24 protein-coding genes are annotated in these 25,158 nt (G+C 37.6%); 12 read left to right on the top strand and 12 right to left on the bottom strand.

The genetic code is table 11. The features are described 5' to 3' along the window. The 5 genes from PLA12_09425 to PLA12_09445 form a co-directional block, all read left to right on the top strand. On the top strand, nt 1-215 hold a 215-nt coding region (locus PLA12_09425), incomplete at its 5' end, for a PhoH family protein (protein ID HOQ32720.1). Beyond that, entirely contained in the window at nt 212-2,734 is a 2,523-nt protein-coding gene (locus tag PLA12_09430) for an HDIG domain-containing protein (GenBank protein ID HOQ32721.1), read from the top strand. The genes PLA12_09425 and PLA12_09430, both read left to right, overlap by 4 nt. Before the next feature lie 4 nt (nt 2,735-2,738). Continuing rightward, nucleotides 2,739-3,227, top strand: coding sequence for an rRNA maturation RNase YbeY (gene ybeY / locus PLA12_09435; protein HOQ32722.1), 489 nt, complete (start codon nt 2,739-2,741; stop codon nt 3,225-3,227). Between the two features lie 18 nt (nt 3,228-3,245). Beyond that, entirely contained in the window at nt 3,246-4,757 is a 1,512-nt protein-coding gene (locus PLA12_09440; protein ID HOQ32723.1) for a hemolysin family protein, read from the top strand. Beyond that, nucleotides 4,754-6,013, top strand: coding sequence for a hemolysin family protein (locus PLA12_09445; GenBank protein HOQ32724.1), 1,260 nt, complete (start codon nt 4,754-4,756; stop codon nt 6,011-6,013). The genes PLA12_09440 and PLA12_09445 overlap by 4 nt, the downstream gene beginning before the upstream one ends. Nucleotides 6,014-6,015: 2 nt before the next feature. On the opposite strand, the gene PLA12_09450 is transcribed toward PLA12_09445, so the two are convergent. The 5 genes from PLA12_09450 to PLA12_09470 form a co-directional block, all read right to left on the bottom strand. Further along, nucleotides 6,016-6,621, bottom strand: a complete 606-nt coding sequence (locus tag PLA12_09450; GenBank protein HOQ32725.1) for a hypothetical protein — start codon at nt 6,619-6,621, stop codon at nt 6,016-6,018. Nucleotides 6,622-6,653: 32 nt separating this feature from the next. Continuing rightward, nucleotides 6,654-7,694 carry a flotillin-like protein FloA gene (floA, locus tag PLA12_09455; protein ID HOQ32726.1) on the bottom strand — a complete coding sequence of 347 codons (1,041 nt, stop codon included), beginning with the start codon at nt 7,692-7,694 and terminating at the stop codon, nt 6,654-6,656. A 61-nt stretch (nt 7,695-7,755) separates the two neighbouring features. Further along, a complete protein-coding gene (locus tag PLA12_09460; GenBank protein HOQ32727.1) occupies nt 7,756-8,244 on the bottom strand; it encodes an NfeD family protein in 489 nt (162 codons plus the stop codon). Next, nucleotides 8,241-8,555: a hypothetical protein gene (locus PLA12_09465; GenBank protein ID HOQ32728.1), complete on the bottom strand. Its 315-nt coding sequence runs from the start codon at nt 8,553-8,555 to the stop codon at nt 8,241-8,243. Before PLA12_09465 ends, PLA12_09460 begins: the two co-directional genes overlap by 4 nt. Beyond that, a complete protein-coding gene (locus tag PLA12_09470) occupies nt 8,552-10,252 on the bottom strand; it encodes an NfeD family protein (protein HOQ32729.1) in 1,701 nt (566 codons plus the stop codon). The genes PLA12_09465 and PLA12_09470 overlap by 4 nt, the downstream gene beginning before the upstream one ends. 108 nt (nt 10,253-10,360) lie before the next feature. Here PLA12_09470 and PLA12_09475 point away from each other — a divergent pair, with 108 nt between their 5' ends. Together PLA12_09475 and PLA12_09480 are read left to right on the top strand one after the other, a co-directional pair. Beyond that, complete coding sequence (locus PLA12_09475; protein HOQ32730.1) at nt 10,361-10,885, top strand: hypothetical protein; 525 nt, start codon at nt 10,361-10,363, stop codon at nt 10,883-10,885. Between the two features lie 81 nt (nt 10,886-10,966). Then, nucleotides 10,967-11,224 carry a hypothetical protein gene (locus tag PLA12_09480; GenBank protein ID HOQ32731.1) on the top strand — a complete coding sequence of 86 codons (258 nt, stop codon included), beginning with the start codon at nt 10,967-10,969 and terminating at the stop codon, nt 11,222-11,224. 218 nt (nt 11,225-11,442) lie between these two features. Here the strand turns inward: PLA12_09480 and PLA12_09485 are convergent, their stop codons facing one another. Further along, nucleotides 11,443-11,697 (bottom strand): 2Fe-2S iron-sulfur cluster-binding protein, encoded by a 255-nt coding sequence (locus PLA12_09485; protein ID HOQ32732.1) that lies wholly within the window; start codon nt 11,695-11,697, stop codon nt 11,443-11,445. A gap of 169 nt (nt 11,698-11,866) precedes the next feature. Here PLA12_09485 and PLA12_09490 point away from each other — a divergent pair, with 169 nt between their 5' ends. Next, nucleotides 11,867-13,027: a radical SAM protein gene (locus PLA12_09490; protein HOQ32733.1), complete on the top strand. Its 1,161-nt coding sequence runs from the start codon at nt 11,867-11,869 to the stop codon at nt 13,025-13,027. A 15-nt stretch (nt 13,028-13,042) separates the two neighbouring features. Here PLA12_09490 and PLA12_09495 read toward each other — a convergent pair whose 3' ends face one another. From PLA12_09495 to PLA12_09510, 4 genes are all read right to left on the bottom strand, one after another. Further along, entirely contained in the window at nt 13,043-13,492 is a 450-nt protein-coding gene (locus PLA12_09495; protein HOQ32734.1) for a fructose PTS transporter subunit IIA, read from the bottom strand. A 91-nt stretch (nt 13,493-13,583) separates the two neighbouring features. Further along, a complete protein-coding gene (locus PLA12_09500) occupies nt 13,584-14,768 on the bottom strand; it encodes an LL-diaminopimelate aminotransferase (GenBank protein ID HOQ32735.1) in 1,185 nt (394 codons plus the stop codon). A 347-nt stretch (nt 14,769-15,115) separates the two neighbouring features. Then, on the bottom strand, nt 15,116-16,315 hold the full coding sequence (locus tag PLA12_09505; protein HOQ32736.1) for an inositol monophosphatase family protein: 1,200 nt from the start codon (nt 16,313-16,315) through the stop codon (nt 15,116-15,118). Nucleotides 16,316-16,569: 254 nt separating this feature from the next. Then, nucleotides 16,570-16,929 carry a response regulator gene (locus PLA12_09510; protein ID HOQ32737.1) on the bottom strand — a complete coding sequence of 120 codons (360 nt, stop codon included), beginning with the start codon at nt 16,927-16,929 and terminating at the stop codon, nt 16,570-16,572. 345 nt (nt 16,930-17,274) lie between these two features. Between PLA12_09510 and surE the strand changes: the two genes are divergently transcribed. Together surE and PLA12_09520 are read left to right on the top strand one after the other, a co-directional pair. After that, nucleotides 17,275-18,030 carry a 5'/3'-nucleotidase SurE gene (surE, locus tag PLA12_09515; GenBank protein HOQ32738.1) on the top strand — a complete coding sequence of 252 codons (756 nt, stop codon included), beginning with the start codon at nt 17,275-17,277 and terminating at the stop codon, nt 18,028-18,030. A gap of 33 nt (nt 18,031-18,063) precedes the next feature. Continuing rightward, entirely contained in the window at nt 18,064-18,660 is a 597-nt protein-coding gene (locus PLA12_09520; protein HOQ32739.1) for a YqaA family protein, read from the top strand. 9 nt (nt 18,661-18,669) lie between these two features. Here the strand turns inward: PLA12_09520 and PLA12_09525 are convergent, their stop codons facing one another. After that, the gene (locus PLA12_09525; GenBank protein HOQ32740.1) at nt 18,670-19,815 is read right to left on the bottom strand and encodes a hypothetical protein; all 1,146 of its coding nucleotides are present in this window, start codon (nt 19,813-19,815) and stop codon (nt 18,670-18,672) included. 150 nt (nt 19,816-19,965) lie between these two features. Here PLA12_09525 and PLA12_09530 point away from each other — a divergent pair, with 150 nt between their 5' ends. Continuing rightward, entirely contained in the window at nt 19,966-21,717 is a 1,752-nt protein-coding gene (locus tag PLA12_09530; protein HOQ32741.1) for a trypsin-like peptidase domain-containing protein, read from the top strand. Between the two features lie 69 nt (nt 21,718-21,786). Then, nucleotides 21,787-24,009 carry a Calx-beta domain-containing protein gene (locus PLA12_09535; protein HOQ32742.1) on the top strand — a complete coding sequence of 741 codons (2,223 nt, stop codon included), beginning with the start codon at nt 21,787-21,789 and terminating at the stop codon, nt 24,007-24,009. A gap of 217 nt (nt 24,010-24,226) precedes the next feature. Here PLA12_09535 and PLA12_09540 read toward each other — a convergent pair. Beyond that, the coding region (locus PLA12_09540; GenBank protein HOQ32743.1) for a DUF1559 domain-containing protein at nt 24,227-25,158 on the bottom strand (932 nt) is incomplete at its 5' end.

Here is a 25,158-nt window from a genome sequence, read left to right on the forward strand (position 1 = left end):
ATTTGCCAAAAGGGAAAACATCCGGACTGGTGGAAAGTCATCGAATTCTTGAAGGGATTCCCGGAATAGGTATTGTCCACTTAACCAAACGCGATGTAGTTCGCCATCCCTTAGTACAGAGAATTATTGACGCATACGAGTCTCATCGTAGATTAGACAATTCCGATGCCGTATCTCCCCAGTCGGATGAAAGACGGAGTGAGCATAAGCCATGAGCGAAAATACCGGAACCCAGCGAAAAATTGGGTTCCCGTCATCGAAAATAATTTCCGAAATGCAAGGATTTCAAAGGCAACGAATCCTCAATATCCGTATCCTTTTGACAGGAATAGGTGCCATTGTTATCTCTGCTTTTCTTATTACTACTAATATAAATCGTGAGACTTTGACACCGGAAGAGGTAGACCGTGAAATTGTAGCCCAGCAGGAACTTCGGGCAGATTTTAGTTTCCAGACAGAAGATGTTAAAGCGACACGAGAAGCCAAGAATCAAGCACGGACGAAAGTCCCGCCTCATTATCGTGTTGCACAGGAGAAAGTGCAGGAACAGATTCAAAGCCTTCGACATAGAATCTCACAGATTCAGGAAATACGGACACGAATATTAGATAATTATTTTCAACAAAAGAAAAGTCCAGACCTGTTCGATGTGTCACAGGTCTTTTCCTATGCCCAGAACGAATTTGATAAATTTTATCCCTCTTTTCAATGGAGTCAAGATATTGAAAGCGAAAAATTGGTGGCGTGGGTTCTTGCCGATATTGAAACAGAAATTCGAAATAGAACAAGTGCCCTAACCAGTGGACTAAATCCTATTATCCCAAGTGATGGAATACCTGCAACGGCAAGTCCTTCATTTCAGTTATTCAATGCTATGCAAAAAATTGCAGAAGATAGTCTTAGTTATGTGCTAAAGGAAGGGGTAATCTCAAATAAAGAGCAACAAGCGGCAGGGTTGAAGGTAATTGTGGTTAGAGAGAATCTCAATTCTGACCAGAAGACCAGTGAAGAGGTTGAATTGCGAACGATACCGGATGTTAAACAAGCCATAGAAGAAAAGTTAAAACCTCGTATCCAAGAAGAGGTTCGTAAAATAACCAAACAAGATATGACATCATTTGATTGGGTCAAGATATATGAAGCCATTTTATACACAGTTAGCGACCTTGTTATAGAAACATTGCAATATGACCCGGTAACAACTGAAATTGCTCGAGAACGGACTGCCGAGTCCATCAATCCTATTATGAAAGAAATTGCTGCAGGAGAAATTATTCAAGAGCGAGGGAAGCGATGGACCTTGGAATCCCGTTCTGACGCAAAAACATACTTAAAACTGTTAGAGCAAAGTCAGGGTAAAACACCGCACTGGATTTTTTCTTTTGTGGCTCATTTGATACTGGCTTCACTGGCTTTTGTAAGTCTTTATCGTGCTATTTGCCTATGGGAGCACAAAGGCGAACCCTCTATTGAAACGATATGGTATCTTGCATTACTTCTTGTGGTAGGAATTCTTATTTTAGGTCGGGGAATGCAGTATTTTGATACCACAGGGTTTGCTGTTCCGGTAACTATTGTTGGCGTATTATTCGCTATATTGGTGCAAATGCGATTATCGGCTTTCCTTTCTTTTATTACATGTATATTGTTGTCGGTTCTGTTTCGTTATGATTGGAGATTGCTTGTTTTTGACCTTGCCATGACGATGGGGGCTATTTTCTCCATTTATCGTGTCCGTAAAAGGAGGGATATAACATCTGCATCGTTAAATGGGATTATTGTAGGTTTTCTTGCCCTTCTGGCAATTACATTAACTACGGATACATTAATCAGTGAGACTACCGTTCGAAGGTTGTTCCTTCTGGGAATCAATGGAAGTTTATGTATTTTATTTGTTCCGGGAATACTTCCATTTTTAGAACGGTTGTTCGGTATTGTAACCGACTTCCAGTTGTTGGAATATTCCGACCTGAATAATGCCATTCTTAAAAAGCTGGCAGTTCAAGCACCGGCAACCTATTCCCATAGTCTTATACTGGGGCAATTAGCAGAATCTGCGGCAGATGCCATAGAAGCCAATGGCTTACTTGCTCGTGTTTGTGCTTACTATCATGATATTGGAAAAATGAATCGTTCGGAATATTTTTACGAGAATCAGAATGGAAATAATATTCATGACACTATTTCGCCAAGGAATAGCGTCCGTATTATCCTTTCGCATGTGACCGAAGGCATCAAGTTGGCTCAGGAATATCGTCTACCGAAACCGATTATAGAAGCCATAGCACAGCATCATGGGACTTTTCGTATGTGTTACTTTTATCAACTGGCTTTAGAACAACAAAAGTTCGGTGATGTAAACGAACAGGATTACCGTTATCCCGGTCCTAAACCTCAAAAGCCGGAATATGCAATTATCATGATTTGTGATGCTTCCGAGTCGGCTGTCCGTTCCCTTAAAAATCCCAATCCGGAACGAATTCGCCAGATGGTAGACCGTATTGTAACAGAACGAGCCAATGACGGGCAGTTTGATGAGTGCGATTTAACACTTCGTCAGTTGAATATAATAATCGAAGAAGTCTCACGCCTATTGTCTTCCTTACTACATCTTCGTCCTTCCTACCCCAGTACTCAAATTGAAGAAGAACATGTCTCTACCATGATTCAACAGAATAAATTGCGGGAAGAATCGGAAGTCCTATCCGATAATCCGAAAATATTGGGGGAATAAGAGAATGATTCATATTAAAACAGTAAACCTGTCTTTGTATAAGAAAGTCTATAGTCCGATACGATTGAAAAAGATTGCAGAGAAAATTTTGGATGGAGAAGGCTTTGAGAAAAAGGATTATGAATTGAGCCTTGTGTTTTGTGATGATGAATTTATTAAAAACCTTAATAGAATATATCGCAAAAAGAATAAACCTACAGATGTCCTTTCCTTCTCTGTACCTAAAAATTTTCCTTCTGGAGAGGTTCAATTTCTCGGTGAAATTGTTATCTCTCTCGAAACTGTTTTTAATAAATATTTAGATAATCCTGAAAAAGCAAAGCAGGAAATATATTTGCTATTTTGTCATGCTTTTTTGCACCTATTGGGTTATGTCCATGATACCGTTCCACAACGGAAAGAGATGATGGAAAAACAGGCAAAGTATCTGGATATTGATATAAAATCTGCATGGATTAAATATCCCCAAAAAATAGAAAAAAAAGGAAGATAAACGATATAATAAACTGAAATGGATATAGACAGAAAAAACTACAAAAAAAAGAAGACGAACAAAGTATTTCGTATAGAGGGTATCTGTAGATTTAAATATTTATTATATCTACTCCTATTTAGTCTTACATTGTTTTTCTTATTCCTGTATCAAAATGTAAGTTATGCCGTTCAAGTTAATTTACAAGAAAAATTAGCAGACTATTTCCCATTACACATCTTGATACTTGCTTTATGTCTGCTTTGTGCTTCTGCGTTCTTTTCTGCTACGGAGATGGCTTTCTTTGCTATTCGAGGAACGCAATTAAAATCTATGCAGAAGAGCTCCTATTTTCGTGATAAATTAATTGCTCGATTAATGGAATCCCCTTCGGATTTGCTTACCTCGATTCTGATGGGAAATGCCATTGTGAATATTGGGTTAAGTATTGCTTTTGGGAGTCGTTTAGAGGAATATATCATTACCCAGTTGTTGCCTACTTCAATAGCCTCACCGTTGATTTCCTATACGCTGGCTTGTCTTGCTTCTACTTTTATACTTATTTTTGGAGGAGAGGTAACCCCTAAATTGTTGGCCTCGCGGTATGTGGAAAGTTATGCCCGTTCTGTGGTTATTCTTGTGTATATCATTCATACATTGTTTACGCCCATTCGTCAATTACTGCTTTCATCTATTGGTTTTACTTTCCGTATTACCCGATTTAGTTCTATTCCTCCATCTCCATGGGTTACGGACGACGAGTTAAAGATTCTGGTTCAAGAGGAAGGGTTATCGGATGTTATTGCAGAAGATGAACGAAAGATGATACGGGGAATATTGGAGTTTCGTGATGAGCCGGTAAAAAGGATACTTGTACCAAGAATAGAAATTATAGCTATTCCGGATGATGCAACTGTTGAAGAGGCATGGGAAATCTTTTGTGAGCATGAATATTCTCGAATGCCTATCTATCACGAAAATCTGGACCATATCGTAGGTATTCTGTATGCAAAAGATTTGTTGGATTATGTAGAGAGAAAATTGTGGAAACAACCTATCAAACCGATAGGAAGAAAAGCCCATTTCATTCCGGATACGATGGCTATTTCTGAATCTATCAAGACAGCACAAAAATTGAATACACACCTTGCTATTGTGGTAGATGAATACGGTGGAACAGCAGGTCTGGTTACCTTGCATGATGCTTTGAGTGCTGTTGTTGGAGAAATATCGGATGATGAAAGTGAGGAAGAGATTTTATACACGAAAATTAGTGAAGATGAATACCTGTTAGATGGGAAAATGCCTATATCTGATTTGGAGGAATTAATACATGTTTCTCTGGATGACCCGGAACACACGACTATTGCTGGATATTTGTTGAAACAAAATGAGAATCTGATGAAACAGGGAGATATACTTCTTGTAGGTTCTTTACAATTTACAGTAGAAAAAATGGATGGAAAACGAATCGCTCGGGTAAGATTAAAAATGGAGAAACCCCAAGAAACTTCTGTTGAAGAAGAAAATGGAGGAGGAGAAGGGAAATGAGTCCATCACCCTTAGAATTATTTATCCTATTTATAGGTGGAGTTCTTTTTGCCGCCTTTTTTGCGGGATATGAAACGGGATTTATTTCGTTAAATCCTATACGCGTTAAAAATCTGTCTGAAAAAGGTAATTCGCGAAGAGCTTATATATTACTTCAGTATCTACATAGTCCTGACCAATTACTTATTGTGTTGTTATTAGGAACTAATTTTTCGATTGTTATCGCATCCATTGCCCTAACAGAATTAATAGGGGAACCCTTTCTATCTTTGTTAATTGCGACAGGTGTAATTTTATATTTTGGAGAAATATTGCCGAAGACCATTTTCCGTGTTCATTCCAATGCCTTATGTCATTTCTTTGTTCCTGTGATTGTAGTTTTTGATTTTCTGTTCAAACCTCTTTCTATCCCGATTGTGTGGTTTTATTCAAAAACTTTGGGTTCCAATCATTGGTTTGTTTCGCTCAAATCGCTCATGCGTTCTCCTGAAGATATGAAGAGACTGGTAGAACAAGGGACAGAACATGGAGGTATTCATGAAGAAGAACGGGACCTAATTCATTCCGTTTTCGATTTGCAACAGAAAGTAGCCAAGGAAATTATGGTTCCCCGTATTGATATTTGTGCCGTAGCAAACGATGCCAGTCGTGATGAGGTAATAAAAGTATTTCGTGAAACTCGTTATACGCGTATACCGGTTTATGAAGAAAACATAGACCATATTATAGGAATTATAAAAGCATTTGACTTGATTAAAGATAGAGATAGGGAAAATCAAGATATAAGGCGTTTTCTTCGTCCGGTTTTGTTTATTACTGATGCTACACCGCTGGATGAAATTCTTAAGCAGATGAGGCAACAACATCAGACCATGGCGATAGTAGTAGATGAATATGGTGGAACTGCAGGGCTGATTACACTCGAAGATATTTTGGAAGAAATTTTTGGAGAAATTCGCGATGAACATGACCAGGAGGAACTGCCTGTCCGACAAATGGGTCCTGGTGATTATATAGTTCGGGCTCGGACCTCCCTTGAAGAATTTCGGGAAATGACAGGTATAGATTTAGTTGATGAGGAAGTAGAAACAATCGGGGGATGGTTAATAAAAACCGCTCAGAGAATACCCCAGAAGGGAGAAGTGCTTATGGCAGGACCTTTCCGCATTACAATACTTGATGGAAAACCCAATCTCATAACATTGATGCGAATGGAATCGAAACAAGACGCAATGTCTTTAAGACAATCTAAATAACCCTATTCATCTCGTAGTGCTTTGGGCGGATTTAAAACTTCCATCATGATAAAAGCCCATTGTAGTTTTGGAATATTTTCTATGTTCCCTTTTAAGGAAATTGTGGCATATTGTTGTGAAATAGTAGATACCCGTGTCATAGGAGCAGAAAATGCTACTTTCTGTATCCTTGGTATAGAAGATGGTTCTTCTTGTGTCTGTAACTTTGGAGCAATACTGATTTTTGCTGTTTCTTTTTTGGGGATAATAACAGGAGGGTTCTCTCTACGCAGAGGTTCTTGATAGTCCTTTTTATCCAATTGGGTTAAGACCGATTTTCCCCCTTCTTCCATTTCTTCAAACATATCTTCTTTTGATTCAACGGGCTCAGGAGAAGGGATGAAAACGGGAGGTGCAGGGAAAGTGGGTTCGGTTACTTTACGGATTACTATTTTCCGTTTCGGGAGGTTCCTTTCAGGTTCTTTAAATTTCCTTTCCGTAGGTAATGGAGAGGATTTGGGCAGACCCTCTGCTTCCTTTTGCTTCATTTCCTTGAACATACGGAATATGGTGGAAATGATAATTATCCCTAAGAAAAGTATTAAACCAAATAGGTCATCAAATTTCATATCTAATTACCTTTTTTATTTCTATAGCATTCTCAGGATTGAGGAGCAGGTTTTTCAGGACCTTTGGGTTGCGTCGGTGATTGAGAAGGGGCTAATTTGGAAATAGCATCTCTCATATCGGTATCGGCGAGAATGTTTTTCATACGATAATAGTCCATAATACCGAGATTTCCACTTCGAAATGCTTCTGCAATGGCTTTGGGAATTTCTGCTTCTGCTTCGACAACTTTTGAACGCATCTCTACAACTAAAGCTTGCATTTCCGCTTCGCGTGCTAAAGCCATAGCCCTTCTTTCTTCGGCTCGTGCCTGAGCAATTTGTTTATCCGCTTCTGCTTGTGCGATTTGAAGTTGTGCTCCAATATTCTCACCTACATCTACATCTGCAATATCAATGGATAGAATTTCAAATGCAGTTCCTGCATCTAATCCACGAGCAAGGACTGTTTTTGATATAGAATCGGGATTTTCAAGTACTTTTTTATGAGTAGGTGCGGAACCAATGGTCGTAACAATACCTTCACCGACACGAGCGATAATGGTTTCTTCGGAAGCACCGCCGACCAATCTTTCAATATTGGTACGAACAGTAACACGGGCTTTGGCTTTTAATTGAATTCCGTCCATAGCCACGGCGGCAACGGTAGGAGGTCCTTTTGTGGGGTCAGGACAATCAATTACTTTGGGGCGGACGGAAGTCTTTACGGCTTCCAGAACATCGCGACCTGCAAGGTCTATAGCGGTTGCTTTCTGGAAAGTTAATGGTATATTGGCTTTATTGGCCGCAATAAGAGCCTGAACGACACGGAGAACATTTCCGCCAGCAAGATAATGCGTTTCGAGTTCATCTGTGGTTATATTTAGCCCAGCTTTTACAGCCATGATGCGGCTATCCACAATAACCTGTGGATTGACCTTTCGTAAAGTCATACCAATTAAACTCCAGATGGACACATGTGCTTTTGATAATGCGGCTCGTATCCATAAGCGGAAGAAAGATACCACTACTGCCACAAAAATAAGGGCAATTACCACTACAATAAGTAAAAACACAGCAATTATCGGATTAAACATAGTTAGCTTCCTTTTTTATTAAGTTGTTTTTGTTATTTGTTCATTTTATTATACATTATTGTTATAGATTTTCAGTATCTTTATATTCTTCAACGACGATACGCGGACCTTGTATATCAATGATTTTAACAATAGTTCCTAACTCAATAAACATACCTGAAGATACGGCATCTACTCTTTTCCCTTCTACCTCTATAATGCCTGCAGGTCTTAAAGGTGAAATTACCTTTCCTGTTTTTCCAACCAGCGAAGGGTCAAATTGAATACTCACATAACCTTTATCCACAGTTTGGCTTTCGGACATTACTAATTTTTGCCCTGCTGAAGTTTTTGTTATTAAATAGAATCCTGCACCAATAGAGCCGACAAAACCTAAAAATTCAAAAATAATGATGTATATCAAATAATCCGGGTAATAATATCCTCCGAGGGCTGTGCTTGCCAATAACATAAAAAATCCGAATGTTCCACAAATTCCACCGGGAACAATAAACTCTGCCAGAATTAAAATGACACCACTTAGAAATAATAAGAGAACCCACCATATCATTTTTTGTTTTCCTCCTGCTGGATAACAGTTTCGAGTAAGGTTATTAACTGCGATGTTTCAACCCGTATACTTAACAGAACTTTGCTTTTTTCGCTGGGGTCTTTAGGGTCTGTTTCAGGTAGCACCTCGAAAGTGTTGATTACGGATACTGTATTTGATTGTGAAAAAATTCGTTGTGCCTCCTGTAATAATTTGTTATATCTTCTCAGGAAAGGAACACAGGTATAATATCCCGAGCCCTGTGAAGATACTATCTCCATTTCTTTTAGCAATTGTTTCAACATCGGCACGATAATTTTTAATTCATTCATGATTTTACTTCCTTATCTTCTTTTTCGGGTATAACGACATATCTATTTCCCTGAACCTCGATAATACGAACTTTAGTCCCTGCTTCAATATAATCACCTACGGATACCACATCCAACGAAATTCCTTTAAACCTCCCTTTTCCTGCGGGACGCAAGACAGTTTCTGTTATCCCTACGGAATTAATCCATTTTTGCATGTCGTTAGTGCTTTGAACAACATATCCCGTTTCTGTGTTTTCTGCATGTGATAACATGAGTCTTTGAAAATACTGGGAATTCGGAAGGTATTTCCATAGTAACCAGGCTAATATGAGAAAGGAAATAAGAGTAATGGTAAGGGTTTGTCCTGCTTGATTGAGACGAGCGAAGTCCCATGGATATTCCGGTACGGCTACTCGGGTTAGGGAAAGATATATCCCAAAGATAATGCAGATTAAACCGGCTATTCCGGTAAACCCGAAGCCAGGGATTATGAAAATTTCTATACCTAAAAGAATTAGACCTGTAATAAGTAATAAAAGGTCAGCCCAGTTAGCAAGACCGATAACAAGATGTGCTCCAAAAAATAAAACCAAACATATAAGACCAATGGTGCCAGGTAGTCCAAATCCCGGAGTTTTCATTTCCATATATAAACCCCCTATTCCCAGCAAAAGCAATAATCCTGCTACGATAGGGTTTACTAAAAATTTGAATAATCGTTCTCCCCATGTCGGCTCAATCTGAATTCTTTCACAATTTTCCCAGTGGAAGTATTTGAGCAATTCATCCATATTTTCAACAGAGGTGCAGGCAAGTCCATAGTCTAAGGCTTCCTTGGATGTTAGAGTAAGCAGTTCTCCTTCTTTGCAGATTTTTTTGATATTTGGGGAAGGGGAAGGCAGAGATTTTTGAGAGGCGTCATCTGTATTTGTAATATTATATCTTTCCCCTGTATTTGAATGGAAAGGTTTATAGGAAGCAAAAATGATGAAGTCAGGTAATCTAACTATGTCATTTGGATTAGGCGACTTTTGTGTTTGTGAATTACCATCGGAGTTGTTGTTGATATTATATTTTTGCAGAGCCGATTTTGCTTCTTCTTCGGTGCGGAAGAATTGGAAGGTGTTTGTCGGAGTGTGTATGCCCCACACCTCTATTTTTGAATCTACCATTGCTTCTGCCAGAAGAGGGTCATGTCCATTTACTTCCGCCAGCGAACGATAACGGGAACGGAGATAGGATTTCGTTTTTTCGTTAAATTCTTCCGAAGGTTGGGCTTCTCCCATAATAATAGGAGCAGAAGCCCCGATATTAGAACCCGGTGCCATAACGATGTGTTTACATGCGTAAGAAATCAATGCTCCAGCAGAAATAGCACCCATCCCATGGATATACGCTACAGTTGGGCATTGGGCTTCCAGCAATAGGTTCGTTATGTCTACAGCAGCATCCACAAGACCACCGGGGGTATCTACCTCTAATATAAAACCTTTTGCCCCTTTATTGGCTATGGATATGGCCCTTTTAATGATGACCTTCATCCCATCGTCAACCATCCCCGTAGCAGGACAGATAACAACAAAAGGTTGATTCTCTTTCTCAGACTTGGCACCTAAAGTAATCGCTAAAAAAATAAGAACGAGTAATATATAAACAGGGATATTTATTCTTTTGTTGTAATACTTTATAAAAATATTTTCTCTTCGATTAGACATTTTGTTTCCCTTTAATTCTATAATACAGAGACCAGATATTATTATATTATAACGCTTTTATATCGAAATAGGTTTTTATTTTCAGAAATAAGGAAAAGGAAGTTGTAAGTGATAGAAATTATTTTTCGTCTATTAAATATATTGTTATGGTATTTCTTTTTTGCGTTAGGAGCATCTCCTGAGGATACATTTAATTTCCTTAGGGTTATAAGTGGTGTTACCGTGTGGAAGGCAATGGTAAACTCGCCATGGATAATTACATTTATGTTGACTACTTATTATATGTATTTTATTTATTGTCGTTGTAAAGAACTTTCCTTATCGCGGTTGGAAAGTGTAATGAAGGCGGTTCAGATTGGATTGATGGCTTTTGTTGCTTTCTTACCACTTCGTCCCGATTTTGACCTTTATAAAAACATTCCCCAATATAGGAATATTATTTATACACTGCTATCTATGAAGGTTTTTTTCTGGTTGTTTTTGCTTACAATTGTTGTATTTTATTATTTGAATGGGAATTCGATATTTAAACGGCTTCCAGATTTGTTTGTTGATTTTTATAGACGAAATTGTTGTTCTATAGACGAAAAAACAGGGGAAGTAAGAGAGGACAGAACTGAAACTATGAAGTAAGTCTGAAGTTGTGGGGAAAATGGGACACATGGGACACATGGGACGGATGGGACAAATGGGACAGATGAGGGGATGGGACGGATGGAAGGTGTGAGACAGATGGGACAGATGAGGAGATGGGACGGATGGGACAAATGGGGGATGGAACGGATGGGAGGTGTGAGACAGATGGGACAAATGGGGGATGGAACGGATGGGAGGTGTGAGACAGATGGGACACATAAGGGGGATGGAACGGATAGGAGGTGTGAGACAGATGGGACACATAAGGGGATGGGACGGATGGGAGGTGTGAGACGGATGGGACAAATGGGGGGATGGAACGGATGGGAGGTGTGAGACAGATGGGACACATAAGGGGATGGGACGGATGGGAGGTGTGAGACAGATGGGATAAATGGGGGGATGGAACGGATGGGAGGTGTGAGACAGATGGGACAAATGGGGGGATGGGACGGATGGGAGGCGTGAGACGGATGGGACAGATGGGGCAGGTAAGAGTAAAAAGACTTTGGTAGAAAATTGGCGGAAATAGTAAATGGTTATCAAGAAATTTATTACCAACTGATGACTACTATGCCAGAACGAATTCGAGTCTGGCATGCTAATCGTTGGTTATCGGCTAATCCCATATCCTCTTCTAAAAAGTTTTTGGGTTCTAAGTTTTCCATCCCGTCTTCAATAGTAATAATACATGTTCCACACTGTCCTGCACGACAACCAAAAGGGACACCTAATTTTTCACATGCGTGAATTATAGGCGAACCGTCGGGCAATTCTTGTTCATTACCGTAACCTATAATTTTTGCCATACTTAACTCCTAAATTTGTTTGTCCCCAAAGATAAATTAGAAGTATAGCAAAAATAAGGGGAGAAAGGTTAAAAAGGTAAGTGTGTCGTTAGTATGAATTTATGGAAATATTTTTGTTAATCTTTTCGTTGAAAGTCCTGAAAAGAAGGTATCTAAGTAAAGGATTGAAATGAATAAAGAACCGGAAGAAGCATATCGAGGTTTTGAACAAGGACCTATTCGTCCTCCGAGTGAGGCATTTAGTTTGCTTATCCGTATAACGAGAAATTGTCCATGGAATCGGTGTGCGTTTTGTCCTGTTTATAAAGGGAGCCATTTTTCAATTCGTCCTTTGGAGCATGTTTTGAGAGATATAGAGCAAATAGCACGGAGTATATCACTAATCCATTTGAGGTTTGGAGGGGAGATATATGCCATTGACGAGATGACATTAAATCGAGTTTTACAGGATATGGGGATTGACTTGCAGGCGTTTATTTCTGCCGTTAATTGGTATGCTACGGGTATGCGTTCTGTATTTTTACAAGATGCAAACTCTCTTGTGCTTCCTACGGAAAAATTGTTATTGGTTTTGAATAAACTTACGCAATGTTTCCCATCTATCCAGCGGATTACAAGTTATGCACGATCACAAACGATATATAAAAAATCACTTGAAGAAATGAAACAGTTGAGAGAGCAGGGATTAAATAGAATTCATATCGGATTAGAATCGGGTTCGGATAAAGTTTTGAAATTTATGAAAAAAGGAGTAACCAAAGAACAACATATAGAAGCAGGACAGAAGGTAATGAATGCAGGTATTGAGTTATCAGAATACTATATGCCGGGATTAGGAGGAAAAGAATTATGGGAGGAGCATGCTATTGAAACTGCTGATGCCCTGAATAAAATCAATCCCACATTCATTCGCTTACGAACTTTAGCCATTCCATCAAATACACCTCTCTATGAGGAATGGAAGTCAGGTAATTTTAAGAAATGCACTGATGAAGAAATTGTTCATGAATTGTTATGTTTTATTGAACATCTTGATGGGATAACTTCTATAATTAAAAGTGACCATATACTCAATTTACTACCTGAACTTGAAGGAAGATTTCCAGAAGACAAGGGGAAAATGATAACTATTCTGAATGAGTTTCTAAATCTACCAAGCCATGAAAAACTAATATTTCAAGTAGGTAGGCGCATGGGGCTTTTTGATAATCTTTCAGAAAGAATGGATATAAAAAAACGGGCTGTTGTGGAACGAGTTATCAAGCAGTATGATATTTCTAATGAAAATATTGAGGATATTATCAATCAGTTTATGAGTCGAATGTTGTAATAATAATTTTGTTTATTAGGTATTTAAGCAAAGTGCTACTTGGTGAGGAGACTGACATTTTATAAGGCGTTGATAAAAATCCTCGTTTCTAAGAGATTGCATAACTTTGGCTACTAATTGGAGATATTCTTTATCTTTATTTTTGGGCGTGGCAAATAATACGACCAGATGAACAGGTTGATTGTCAATTGAATCGAAGTCAACACCTTCCGGAACAATCGCTATGGCAATGGAAATTTCTTTTACCTCATCCATACGGACATGGGGAATAGCAATACCACTACCTATTCCTGTGCTTGTAATTTCCTCTCGGTCAAACACGGCTTTTTTAAAAGCTTCGTGATTGGTGATGGCTGGATTTTGTTTCATTGTGTCAATGAGTGTATTCAGCACATCGTATTTCATTGTTTTTTTACGAATAATACATATTTGTGATTCAGGAATTTCTTTACCAAAAACAGGCATAATACTTACTACCTTATTGTATATAATATATAGTCGTCATTTTCATTAACAATTTATATAAACAAAACGATGGTATCGTTTTGAACGCTAATTATTTATTATTAAACGAAACATCCTTCAAATGTTGCAATAACCGTTCTATAGCTTCGTCAAGTTGCTCTTCCTTAACGGTAAGAGAAAAACGGACATAGCCTTCTCCGTATTGTCCATAAGCACTACCCGGAGCCAGAACAATGGCACATTTTTCAAAAATAAATTCACAAAATTGTGCCGAAGTAAAGCCCGAGGGGACAGGTGCCCAGAGATAAAATGTTCCTTTACTTGCGGGTATTTCCCAGTTTAATTGTTTTAATGCGGACAATAACTTTTCCCTACGGTGGCGATAGATTTGTAACATTTTTTCTGTGAAATCATCACATTCATTTAATGCTTTAATTCCTGCATATTGAATAGCATTGAAGATACCAGAATCGGTATTTGCTTTGACGGTTGCAATTCCTTTTACAATTTCCGCATTCCCACATGCCATTCCAATCCTCCAGCCTGTCATATTGAAAGGCTTTGATAACGAATTAAGTTCAACGCCAATATCTTTTGCCCCTTCCGCGGAAAGGAAACTTAACCGTTCCCCTTCAAAAACGACCTCACTATAAGGATTGTCGTAACAAACCGCAATATTCCATGATTTGCAAAACTCTACTAATTCGTTCAAAAATTTTTTTGTTGCGATGGCACCTGTGGGATTATTGGGATAATTTAAGTAAAAAGCCTTTGCTTGTTTTGCAATTTCTGTAGGAATATCTGCTAAAGCGGGGAGGAAATTTGTTTTTGCTGTGGCAGGAACAGGAACAGGTTCTCCACCAGCGAACCAAATGCTGGGTTTATAACCGGGATATCCCGGGTCTGTTACTAGCACTTTATCGCCTGGGTCAACTACTGCCAGTGCAAAATGATGACAACCTTCTTTTGAACCAATAAGAGCCACAATCTCCTTGCTGTAATCTAATGTAACCCCGTAACGACGATGATACCAGTTTGCAATGGCTTTACGCAGTGCCTGCATACCCCATTCTTCATCTGTGGGATAGCGATGATTTTCCGGGTCATAGGCGGTTCTACAAAGTTCATCAATAACGGGTGTTGGTGTTGGGTCAACAGGGTCCCCAATGGCTAAACTGATGACCTTTACTCCACGGGCTTTTGCCTCATTAATCTTGTTTCGTAAAGTCATAAAAAGATAAGGTGGTATTTTTTCTAACCTTTGGGCTGTAAACATAATAACCTTTCTTCTGTATTTTTTTACTTATTTATCTCCCCAATGTACCTATGTTGCCCTTTATTATACCAAATTCTGAATTATATCTCCAATATGTTTGGAGAAGAAAACCTTAACGCTCTGTTGTTTGTTCGTCTATTTACAAATAAAATCTATAGTTCCATTTTATATCACGAATACTTTCCTTGTTTCTACAGGAGAAGTTTTCTTTTCTACCATTATTGTGGTGGTATACTGCTTTCTACTTCTTTTATCTATTAATTTAGTAAGTGTGGAGACAAAACTTACATAATTCTTTGTTTAGAAAATTTACTTATTTTTTATTTCTATTTATTTAGAGGTTGCTATTAACTGGATGTTTTCTTTTTCCTTAACACATTGATTACTTGTTCAATGCGTTCATTAAAGAATTCTAATAAGTAATCATGTAATTCAGAGTTAGAAGCGGCAATAAGTGTTTGATAATTCTCTGGATGTGTATCTAAAAGCAATACATTATCGAAATTATCTCCTTCTGTGTTTGTAAATACACAACCTGCTTCCTCGGCTACTAATAAAGCGGGACATAAATCATAAGGAGCCGGTCCAATAATAGAGCCTTTTCCGGATTTTAAGAACATATCCCGTGTCCCTTCTGGAAACTCTTTGAAAAATCGAACTGAAATATCTACACACGCGTCTAATTGTCCCGTGACTAATCGAGTTAAACTGAAGGAACTACTATTGCAAGCGAAGAAACCGCCCCGTAAACTACTAAGGTCAATTAATTTACCTGCTGTATTAAAGATAAGGTAAGCGGGTCTTCCGGGGATAGTTAATGACCAGTTTAATGTTTCAATGTCTGTATTGTTTGAGAGTTTTGGACGCTTTTTTGCATCGCTACTAATGATGAATGTCCCTTCGCCTCGTTCAGCATAGAAAATACGGTCGCTCATTACTTCTGCGATACAGGCATTATCAAGGTCTTTATAAGTAGGTCGTTCAATAACACGGGTGCTTGCAACGGAAATAGTGCACCATTCAAAGCCATTTTTAGCAGCCCGTGTTCCATCAATAGGGTCAACAATTAATAAATATTTAGGGACACGTGCATAAGTGGAATACCCCGTATCTTCTGAGTAATAAGCAATGGGTTGTTTTGATGCTCGCAAAAAAGATAACAGGGCTTTTTCTGCAACCTGGTCTATCGCAAAAGTTGGGTCTCCTGTTGGTGCTACATGAACAATATCTTTGCCTTTAAGTGAGCGTGCAACAGGTTCAACGGCTTCTTTAATAAACATGACTAAATCAAATAAAAATTCGCGTGATAGCATTTTCTCTCCACGACCACGACCTTTACTTTCTTGTTTTACTTCGGTTGATGTCCCTGTATCTTTTTCTGCAGGGGGTCTTCCTCTTTTTCTTTTCATAGGTTGTGCTTTCATCGCTGTTGACATCTCCTCTTTTTTAGGTCTTCCTCTTTTTTTACTATCTACATCCGATTTTTTTGACTGTTTAAGAGTAGTAAATTTTTCCTTTGTTGTTGAGTCTTTTTTTGCGTCTGCCATGAACGCATACCCTTTCTTAAGGTTTAATAGTGATTATTTTTTACATATCTATATTAAAGCGTTATAATCCTTACTTTAAATATTTTATATACGCAACGATTTTACATTTTTTTCATAACAATATTTTTTATATAAATAACATAAGACAACGAATTAATAAAAGTCAAATTCATATTTTGTTGCACAAATATAGTGATGTTTTAAAACATTTAGAAGGGAGGGATAGAGAAAAAAACAGTGGATAATATATAATTTTATATGTTTTGAGTATTTATTACAAGAAATAATTTTTTACTTAATTCGGATAACGAAATGGGTTTGAGCAAAATATCTACAATATTTTGAGGCAATTTTTGATGGTGTTCGGGATGTAAACCTGTTAAAATGAGAACTTTTGTCTGGGGAGCCAATTTTTGTAGTTTTTCTGCCGTTGTGATACCGTCAAGTATGGGCATATCTATATCCATTAGAATAATGTCAAATTTCTCTTTTTCTGTCAGTTCAAGAACTTCTAATCCGTTATATGCAAATTTTGCATCAAAACCTTTAATCGATGCCCATTTCTTAAATATACTAATCACATTTAAATCATCATCTACAAATAATAACTTCATTACTAAAATCCTAATAAACCTAAAATATTTTAGAAAATCTATAAATACTGTCTCCTACTTTATTATACCATATAACTAAATATTTGTTTCAATTTCGTATGGAAATTAACAATGTTTAGATATAAAAAATTCCCTATTTTAAATATAATAATAATGCAAATAAAATTTTGTTTGTTAACTATAATTATTTTGTTTTATTTAAAAAACAAATTATTATTATTTTATAATTAATTTTTTGTAGGTTAAATTTGATTTTATAGTTTGTTTTGTGTTATATTATTATCTACTATTCGGTGATTTAGTTCCTTTTAATTACAATATAATTTTTAAATAAAGGTAAGTATCATGCCAAGACCTATAATTTTATTGACCAATGATGATGGAATTCATGCGAAAGGATTAGCGCATTTATCGGAGATAATGGAAAGTATTGGAGATGTTTATGTTTTTGCTCCTGACCGTGAGCAGAGTGCCGTTGGACACGGCGTATCATTACGAAAACCTTTGCGGGTAACGCCGATAAAAGAGAGGTGGCACATGGTAGATGGAACGCCAACAGATTGTATAATGTTAGCCGTCCGAGATTTATTAGGTGTAAAGCCTTCTTTGATTATTGCCGGGATAAATGCGGGGGCAAATCTCGGTGATGATGTTACCTATTCAGGGACCGTTGCGGGCGCTTTTGAAGGTATGTTGTTGGGGGTTCCATCGTTTTCAATTTCTGTTGTTAGTCACGAACCGGAACATTTTGAATCTGCAGGAATTTTTGCCGTGAAGTTATCTCGTTATATTTTAAAATATGGTCTTCCTGCGGAAACGATGTTAAATGTAAATGTTCCTGATCTACCCTATTCAGAATTAAAGGGAGTAGCAATAACGAAAATGGGACGGAGGAATTATCAGGATGAGATAATTAAGCGGTATGACCCGCGTGGGCAAATTTATTATTGGATTGGGGGAGCACAACCAACTCATATTCAGGAACCGGGGACTGATTTTGAGGCTATTGAGCAGAATCAAATTAGTATTACACCACTCCAGAGGGATTTTACTAATCATTCTGCCCTATCGTATTTCTATGACCCCCGTATCGAGCTCTAATTCTTAACATTTTCTTTATGAGGGCTGTTTTTAATGAGATTGTTACGAAAGTTGTATGACTGGGTTTTGAGTTGGGCAGAAAGTCCTTACGGAGCAGTGGCACTATTTTTATTAGCCTTTGCTGAGTCGAGTTTTTTCCCTATTCCACCGGATGTTTTGCTAATTGCCCTTTGTATAGGGAATCGGTTGAAATCTTTTTGGTTTGCGTCTTTATGTGCCATAGGTTCAGTTATTGGGGGTGTATTTGGTTATTTAATTGGTTATAGCGTGTGGTTGGTAGTTCAAGATTTCTTTTTTAGTTATGTTCCTGGTTTTACACCGGAAGCCTTTGAGCATGTAAAAAATCTTTATGAAAATTATAATTTCTGGATAGTTTTTGTTGCTGCTTTTACACCGATTCCTTACAAAGTTATAACTATTGCAGCGGGTGTGTGTACGATTAATTTTCCTATGTTTCTTATCGCTTCCATGATAGGAAGGTCTGCCCGATTTTTCCTTGTCAGTAGTTTGATATTTATTTTTGGTGAAAAGATACGGAATTTTATTGACCGTTGGTTTGATTGGTGTGTTGTGGCGTTTACTGTTTTACTTATTGGTGGCTTTGTAGTTATAAAGTGGTGGGCTTCATAAAAGATCCGCTTATTTTTTGTCGGAGCTTGGAATTTCTAAAATTATTTGTTCCGGGATAGGGATTCTGCTTTCAATACATGAGGGTATATCAAAAGTAAAGTAATCGTAATTTTCGATTTTACATAGCCCTTTAATTCGAGAAACCCTGTTTATAGTATCCCCGTATAAAAAAGAATTAAACAATCTATTTATTTTCCCATTTAATTGTAGATATCCATTTATTGGTGAATAAAAAGCAATACTCCATTGATTAAATTTATCTTTGTATGTGAATGCATGGGTATCAATAAAACCTAATATGTTGTATACCCCTTTTTCCAGTTCTATTATGCAGGACTTTCCCCAGAGTTCAAATCTTTTCTTATTATAAGAGGTTACAGTATCACCCGATGCAAGGAAAACATTATAAGAGTGTGTTGATGGATCATTGGCTACGATATTTATTAAAACCCCCTGTTCTGGTCCTATATCTGATGGAGATAATTGAATGAAGGGGATAGGTTTTGTTCCTGTTGCTATAAGAAGTCCAAAAATATTTGGGGTAAAGTTTGATGATTTGGTAAAGTGAAAAGATATATTGTCGGTATCCTCTTTTTTTTCAACGGTTACAGGATATATAGGCGTTAGTGATGATTGTATTTGGGCGTCGGTTTTAAATAATAGAGAGCTTTTTTCCTCTATCATAGAAATATTGTGATGAGTGGTATCTATTCTCTGTAATTTGCAGGATTTTATCTCTGTTTCACTTTCAGCCCAGAGAAGAACCTGATTGGGGGGTTTTAATAGGACGGAATAATATTCCCATGATTCTTTCCCAGCGGAGGACTCTATTTCTTCATCCCATGATATAACCTTAAAATATAAATTTTCGATAGTCCTTATATTTTTATATTTTTTATTCTTTATAAATTCCGAATGAGTAAAGTTACTGTCAAAAGATATTTGAAGTTCTCGAATTACTTGTGTGTCCTCAATTGTATTATTCAGGCATATATAGGGACCGATATTTTCGCTGTTTGGTAAGGTTACATCCATATTAAGGATGTCATTTTTTTGAGATATGTTGAGATTAACGCACTGCCTTGAAATATCTGAAGAAAAAGCACTATTGTAATAAGCGAAAAGTAGCAAAATTAAGCATTGAATTGTTTTCATAGTAAAACCCTATTACACATTATGTAATAGTTTTTTTTATTTTTTAAGATGATTATTCGTCAAAAATATTTATTTTCAGGTAAACTTATAGTATAGGAAAATAGCATTTGATTTAAAATGTAGAGATTGGAGTTGTTGCTGTAGACGATGATGAATAGATTGTTTTTTATTTATTTGTTTTTATTTTTTGTAAGTTCATCTGTATGTTCAAGTCAGGAAGATATTGTTTCAACAGATACTATTCAATGGTTGGAACATGCAGGTTATCCCTTAAACAATTACCATGTAAAACTGCAATGGGTTGAATATACAAAAAGAGGGTATGTATATGGTATTCTGATGAATGATATTAAAACGGGGGAAGAAAAAGAGGTCTATTTTGATGAGCAGGGGAATAAGTTGGATACAAATATGATAGGAGAGTTCAATTTAACTACTAAGAATTGGAGTCCCAATATTGTGGATGTTCCAACGGAAGATATGCCAAAGAAATCGTATAAAAGGGAAAAAACGAAGGGGTTATCTCTTCCGATGAATAATTTACAATTAAAGCCTTCTCAATATACTTTTAATCTACCTGTTCCATCTTCTTTTGAAACAGAGAGTTATTATAATCAACAGGAAAAGGGGCTATTGGAAATAGGGAAAGTAATTCCAGTAGAGGAACCCATAAATCTTTTTGAAACGAAATCCCCTATTTATTTTACTCAGGAAAAGGCAAACGGCTATTTTATTTGCTCGTTAAATTTCTTTGCAGAGGATGCTATGGGGATAAAACTTCATTTAGTATTTTCCGATGTACTACCTCCTTTGCACCAACTCTATGTTATGGGAAAGGATGGGAATAATGAGATGATTCCTATCATAGTAAGTGATAAAGATGTTTGGACTCCTATGATATATTCATCTGAACTTACTTTATTTTATGTTTTACCAGAAAGTTCCTCTTTTTATCCTGTCCCTATAACCGTAGACCAATATGCGTATCTATACAATGACCCGATAGAAGAATTGGCAAAACTTGGGAATTGTTATGAAGATGTCATGTGTTATGAGCCCTGGAAAACTTTGAGCCGAGGTGTTGTTGGCATAGTAAGAGTTGCAATGCCGAGTGTAATTTTTTGCACGGGTAGCCTTTTGAATGATGGAAACAATGAACGAATATCCCAATTAATTTTAACTGCGTTTCATTGTGTTGGTAGTCAATCTTCTGCGGAGACTTTGGAGTTTATCTGGATGTATCAAACGGTAGATTGTAATGGTACAGTCCCATCTATAACGAGTGTCCCTAAAACAACAGGGGGAGCAGATTTCCTTGTAGGTTCAGATACAAGTAATGGGACAGATATGGCATTATTGCGTATGAAAAATACACCACCCGATAATGTTTTAGAATTAGGGTTTACAAATGAAGTTGTTCCTTTGAACACAAGTGTTGTTGTGATACACCATCCAGGTAGATCCTATAAACGGATTTCTTTCGGGAATAAGACAAATACAGGTAGCCCTTCAAATAATGGGAATAACATGCGTCCACTGGATAGATACCATGAGGTTATTTACAGACTGAGTAGTACAGAAGGAGGATCATCTGGAAGTCCTTTGTTTCGGGAGGACACGAAACAAATTATTGGGCAACTCTGGGGAGGAGAAGCCCTTTGTGATAAAATGAATGAACCGGATTATTATGGGCGATTTGATGTAAGTTATCCGTTAATAGAACCCTACATTTTTGTTCCCCCAAATATTTTTGATGTAGATGGCTCCGGCACAGTTGATAATAATGACTTAAATATTGTGGTGAATGCAGTTTTGGGTGTTAATTCAACAATGAGAACCGATTTGAATAATGACGGTAAAACGGATGCCTGTGATATTCAAATGTTAAAAAATAAAATATGAAAATAGGATAAAATAAATTCAGGGTTAAGATTGTTTAACTATTAAATATTGGCTGATAGGTAATGAAAAATGAACAATAAAATGATATTTGTGGCTTTCCTTTTATCCTTTATTCTAATTTCTAAGGCTTTTTCTGAAGTTCCAACATCCATTACATATTCCGCATTAATGGAAACTTCAGATAAGTTTAAGATTTTACAAACATGGACCGAAAGAAGTCAGAAGGAAACAAATATATTCTTGAAGGGGGTTATTTTTGAGAATATTCAAACAGGTGAGGTATCAGAGGTTTATTTTAAGGATGAGCAGATTTTATCCGATGAACAAATCGAAAGTATGGGTATAAAGAAAAAGTTAGGTAGAATCATCGGAGAAGTATCTACTTATTCTGAACCTGCAATTGCCATTGCACCGTTAGAAAAATCTACTCGTAGGAAAGAAGAAGTATTTCAACTATTGAATAAAGCAACCGCCCCACCTACAAGTATTACATTACCTCCACTTCCTAAGGAAAAATTACTGCAAGAAGAGAAGGACGCTACTGTTGCTTTGGAAAAAGGTGTTTATCGTATAGGGATTGTTCAATCTTTATCGAAATCGGTTGAAGTTACAGGTCTCACGAGTTCGGAAGGCTTCTGGCAAGTGCTTCCTGATGCGTCCTTGCTCTGGATGGTAGACATATACTATCCACAAAGTTTAGGTATTCGTGTGAGAATAGAACCTTTACTTGATGACCCTGTTTCAGACGCCCTTTTCTGGGTGGTGAATGATAAAAAGTCACCCGAAGATACATGGGGACCTTTTTATCTGGGAGAGATAAAAAAGATGGACGGTTGGTTACCCACATGTTTTGCAGACCGTATAACTGTGGTTTGTTGGGTTCCTTCGGATAAAAGCGTTGAAGGTGTTGCTTTTAAAATTAATGAGGTGATAGGAATATACAAAGACCCGATGTCTTTACTTGCGAAGGCAGGGAGTTGTAATCTGGATATTACCTGCTATACGGATTGGTATAATACAAGTAAAGGGATAACAGGTTTGGGAATTGTAGGGACTCCTTATGCACTCTTTTGCACAGGGACTTTGCTGAATGATAACGACCCTTGTAGCCAAATACCGTATGTCCTTACGGCAAACCACTGTGTTAACTCCCAAACGGGTACTCGTGGTGGAGATTCTGTCGAATTTTATTGGTTTTATCAAACCCCTTCCTGTAATGGAACTCCTCCTTCTTTATCTACACTTCCACGAACAACAGGAGGGGCAGATTATCTTGCAGGAATGGGGGGGAGTGCTTCTTATGGAGGGGGTAATGATTTTACTTTATTGCGAATGAGAAATGAGCCACCGGAAGGGGCTGTATATGTCGGTTGGACAACTACGGTTCCTTCTATTGGAACCGCTGTAACGGATATTCATCATCCTTCAGGTAGTTATAAGCGAATTAGTTTCGGAACAAAAACAAATATTAACAATCTCTTTCCTAATTTTTTTCATGAAGTACAATGGAGTCAGGGAACAACAGAGCCGGGTTCTTCCGGTAGTCCTTTAATGCTCACTTCCACACAGCAGATTATTGGTCAATTATGGGGAGGAGGGGCTTCTTGTAGCACACCGGATGAGCCGGACTATTTCGGACGGTTTGATATTACTTATAATTTTACACAGCAATATTTAGAACAACCCAAAGTGCGTTTTCATCAGCAAACCCTTACAGTTACAGAGGCAAATACTACACAACAAATACTTGTTTTGTTAAGTTCTCCTGCTCGGGTTACGGGTAGTGAAGTGGAATTGGAAATAGAAACTATCAATGCACAGCAAGGAACGGATTTTACTATTTCGACCAATCCAATATCTTTTGCACCGAATGCTACACAGACAAATATAACAATAACCTTTTTCGACAATACCCATACAGAATCAGACAAAACCATAAGAATGACCTTCCGCAATCCTCAATGCATACGCTTCGATACAACAAATCAAATGTTTGAAATCACTATTCTGGATAATGACACAGACACAGATGGAGATGGGCTGTCTGATTATGACGAAACTAATGGTGTGTTTGGCTATACTTCCGACCCCAACAAAACAGATACGGATAACGATGGAATATCTGATTATGATGAAGTTCGCGGAACTTATGGCTTTATTACAAATCCAGGACAACGAGATACAGATGGCGACGGTGTGAATGATTGGCTTGAAATCCACTATGGCACAGACCCAACCGACCCCTATGACGCTCCCTCCCTTCCTTCTATATCTATCCCATGGTTTAAATAACATTAAACATACAAGATGAATGACTATACTATAAGGAATAGGGAATGCTTAGACATTATCTATTCAACATTCTGTTCTTCGAATATTTCAGCAACTATTATCCTATATGTGTTTGTATGATATTTAAGGAACCATTCTGAAAGAAGAGCAGAATATTTTCAAAATGAGTAAAAACCCTTCCTTATACTTGCAAGGAATACTTTTAACGAAGTCCTGATTAGAAATAAATCAGTATAATACTATTTACTACTCCCTCAACGGCAGGAGGTTTGCTTGGATAACGAATAAATTCTACATGCCCATCCATATACAGAGAATTACATCCGCCAGGAACATGATTAAACATCTTAGTTGCTTGATAATTCCCAATATGGTCAAACATTACAAATATCTCACTTTGCGAAACAGCACTTGTCCCAGGATTATTTATATCCGTAATCATAAATCGTTCAATTCCTTCCCTCAATCGATATATCGTATTGCCACCTCCATTTCCACATCGATACATGGCCATATAAGATCCTGATATATCTTGTTCTATGGCATTAAGTAGAGCCTGTTTTTCAATTTCCGTCGCTGCTGAGGGGTCCAAAAGAGCAGACACCGCATCAAGGTTATTTGAAGCCAATTGAAAAGAACCAATTACAAATTGGACAGGTACCAGACGGTCCATGTGATGTTCACCCCCTAATAGGCTTATAATCGAACCTACTTCCGATATCTCACCCAATATACGCAACTCATCAGGTTTACCCCCAACGCGGTCTAATATCCAACCGTAATATATATAACTTGCTCCAATAGAGTTTACCGCACCCTTTTCCCACAAATAATGACTAATTTTCCATTCTCCCTTGCGAGCATAAGCCCTGTCTTCATTAAACTTCAAATCGGCTACCGTATCTTCTGCATCCGAAGGACAAATTACTATCGAAGGGTCTGTTAGATATTCTGGGAAAATCATTCGTACCATTGGACCTGATGCAATAAACAAATCCTGCCGATTAGGTCTATCATCCAGAGGCATAATTTCCATCTGAATAGGAGGGTATTTATTCCCTTTGGATTCATTAGCATACATTTTGAATATTGTGCCCCATTGTTTCAAATTGTTCTGACAACTTGCCCGACGACTTGCCTCCCGTGCCC

The organism is Candidatus Hydrogenedens sp., assembly GCA_035378955.1.
Taxonomy (GTDB): domain Bacteria; phylum Hydrogenedentota; class Hydrogenedentia; order Hydrogenedentales; family Hydrogenedentaceae; genus Hydrogenedens.

Coding starts and splice junctions, on each gene's coding strand:
- floA (HOQ32726.1), bottom strand. CDS start 7,694: ATGTTTAATCCGATAATTGCTGTGTTTTTACTTATTGTAGTGGTAATT.
- PLA12_09450 (HOQ32725.1), bottom strand. CDS start 6,621: ATGAAATTTGATGACCTATTTGGTTTAATACTTTTCTTAGGGATAATT.
- PLA12_09490 (HOQ32733.1), top strand. CDS start 11,867: ATGAATAAAGAACCGGAAGAAGCATATCGAGGTTTTGAACAAGGACCT.
- PLA12_09500 (HOQ32735.1), bottom strand. CDS start 14,768: ATGTTTACAGCCCAAAGGTTAGAAAAAATACCACCTTATCTTTTTATG.
- PLA12_09520 (HOQ32739.1), top strand. CDS start 18,064: ATGAGATTGTTACGAAAGTTGTATGACTGGGTTTTGAGTTGGGCAGAA.
- PLA12_09480 (HOQ32731.1), top strand. CDS start 10,967: ATGGAAGGTGTGAGACAGATGGGACAGATGAGGAGATGGGACGGATGG.
- PLA12_09530 (HOQ32741.1), top strand. CDS start 19,966: ATGAATAGATTGTTTTTTATTTATTTGTTTTTATTTTTTGTAAGTTCA.
- PLA12_09505 (HOQ32736.1), bottom strand. CDS start 16,315: ATGGCAGACGCAAAAAAAGACTCAACAACAAAGGAAAAATTTACTACT.
- PLA12_09510 (HOQ32737.1), bottom strand. CDS start 16,929: ATGAAGTTATTATTTGTAGATGATGATTTAAATGTGATTAGTATATTT.
- PLA12_09485 (HOQ32732.1), bottom strand. CDS start 11,697: ATGGCAAAAATTATAGGTTACGGTAATGAACAAGAATTGCCCGACGGT.
- PLA12_09525 (HOQ32740.1), bottom strand. CDS start 19,815: ATGAAAACAATTCAATGCTTAATTTTGCTACTTTTCGCTTATTACAAT.
- PLA12_09440 (HOQ32723.1), top strand. CDS start 3,246: ATGGATATAGACAGAAAAAACTACAAAAAAAAGAAGACGAACAAAGTA.
- PLA12_09430 (HOQ32721.1), top strand. CDS start 212: ATGAGCGAAAATACCGGAACCCAGCGAAAAATTGGGTTCCCGTCATCG.
- ybeY (HOQ32722.1), top strand. CDS start 2,739: ATGATTCATATTAAAACAGTAAACCTGTCTTTGTATAAGAAAGTCTAT.
- surE (HOQ32738.1), top strand. CDS start 17,275: ATGCCAAGACCTATAATTTTATTGACCAATGATGATGGAATTCATGCG.
- PLA12_09495 (HOQ32734.1), bottom strand. CDS start 13,492: ATGCCTGTTTTTGGTAAAGAAATTCCTGAATCACAAATATGTATTATT.
- PLA12_09465 (HOQ32728.1), bottom strand. CDS start 8,555: ATGAATGAATTAAAAATTATCGTGCCGATGTTGAAACAATTGCTAAAA.
- PLA12_09460 (HOQ32727.1), bottom strand. CDS start 8,244: ATGATATGGTGGGTTCTCTTATTATTTCTAAGTGGTGTCATTTTAATT.
- PLA12_09470 (HOQ32729.1), bottom strand. CDS start 10,252: ATGTCTAATCGAAGAGAAAATATTTTTATAAAGTATTACAACAAAAGA.
- PLA12_09445 (HOQ32724.1), top strand. CDS start 4,754: ATGAGTCCATCACCCTTAGAATTATTTATCCTATTTATAGGTGGAGTT.
- PLA12_09535 (HOQ32742.1), top strand. CDS start 21,787: ATGAACAATAAAATGATATTTGTGGCTTTCCTTTTATCCTTTATTCTA.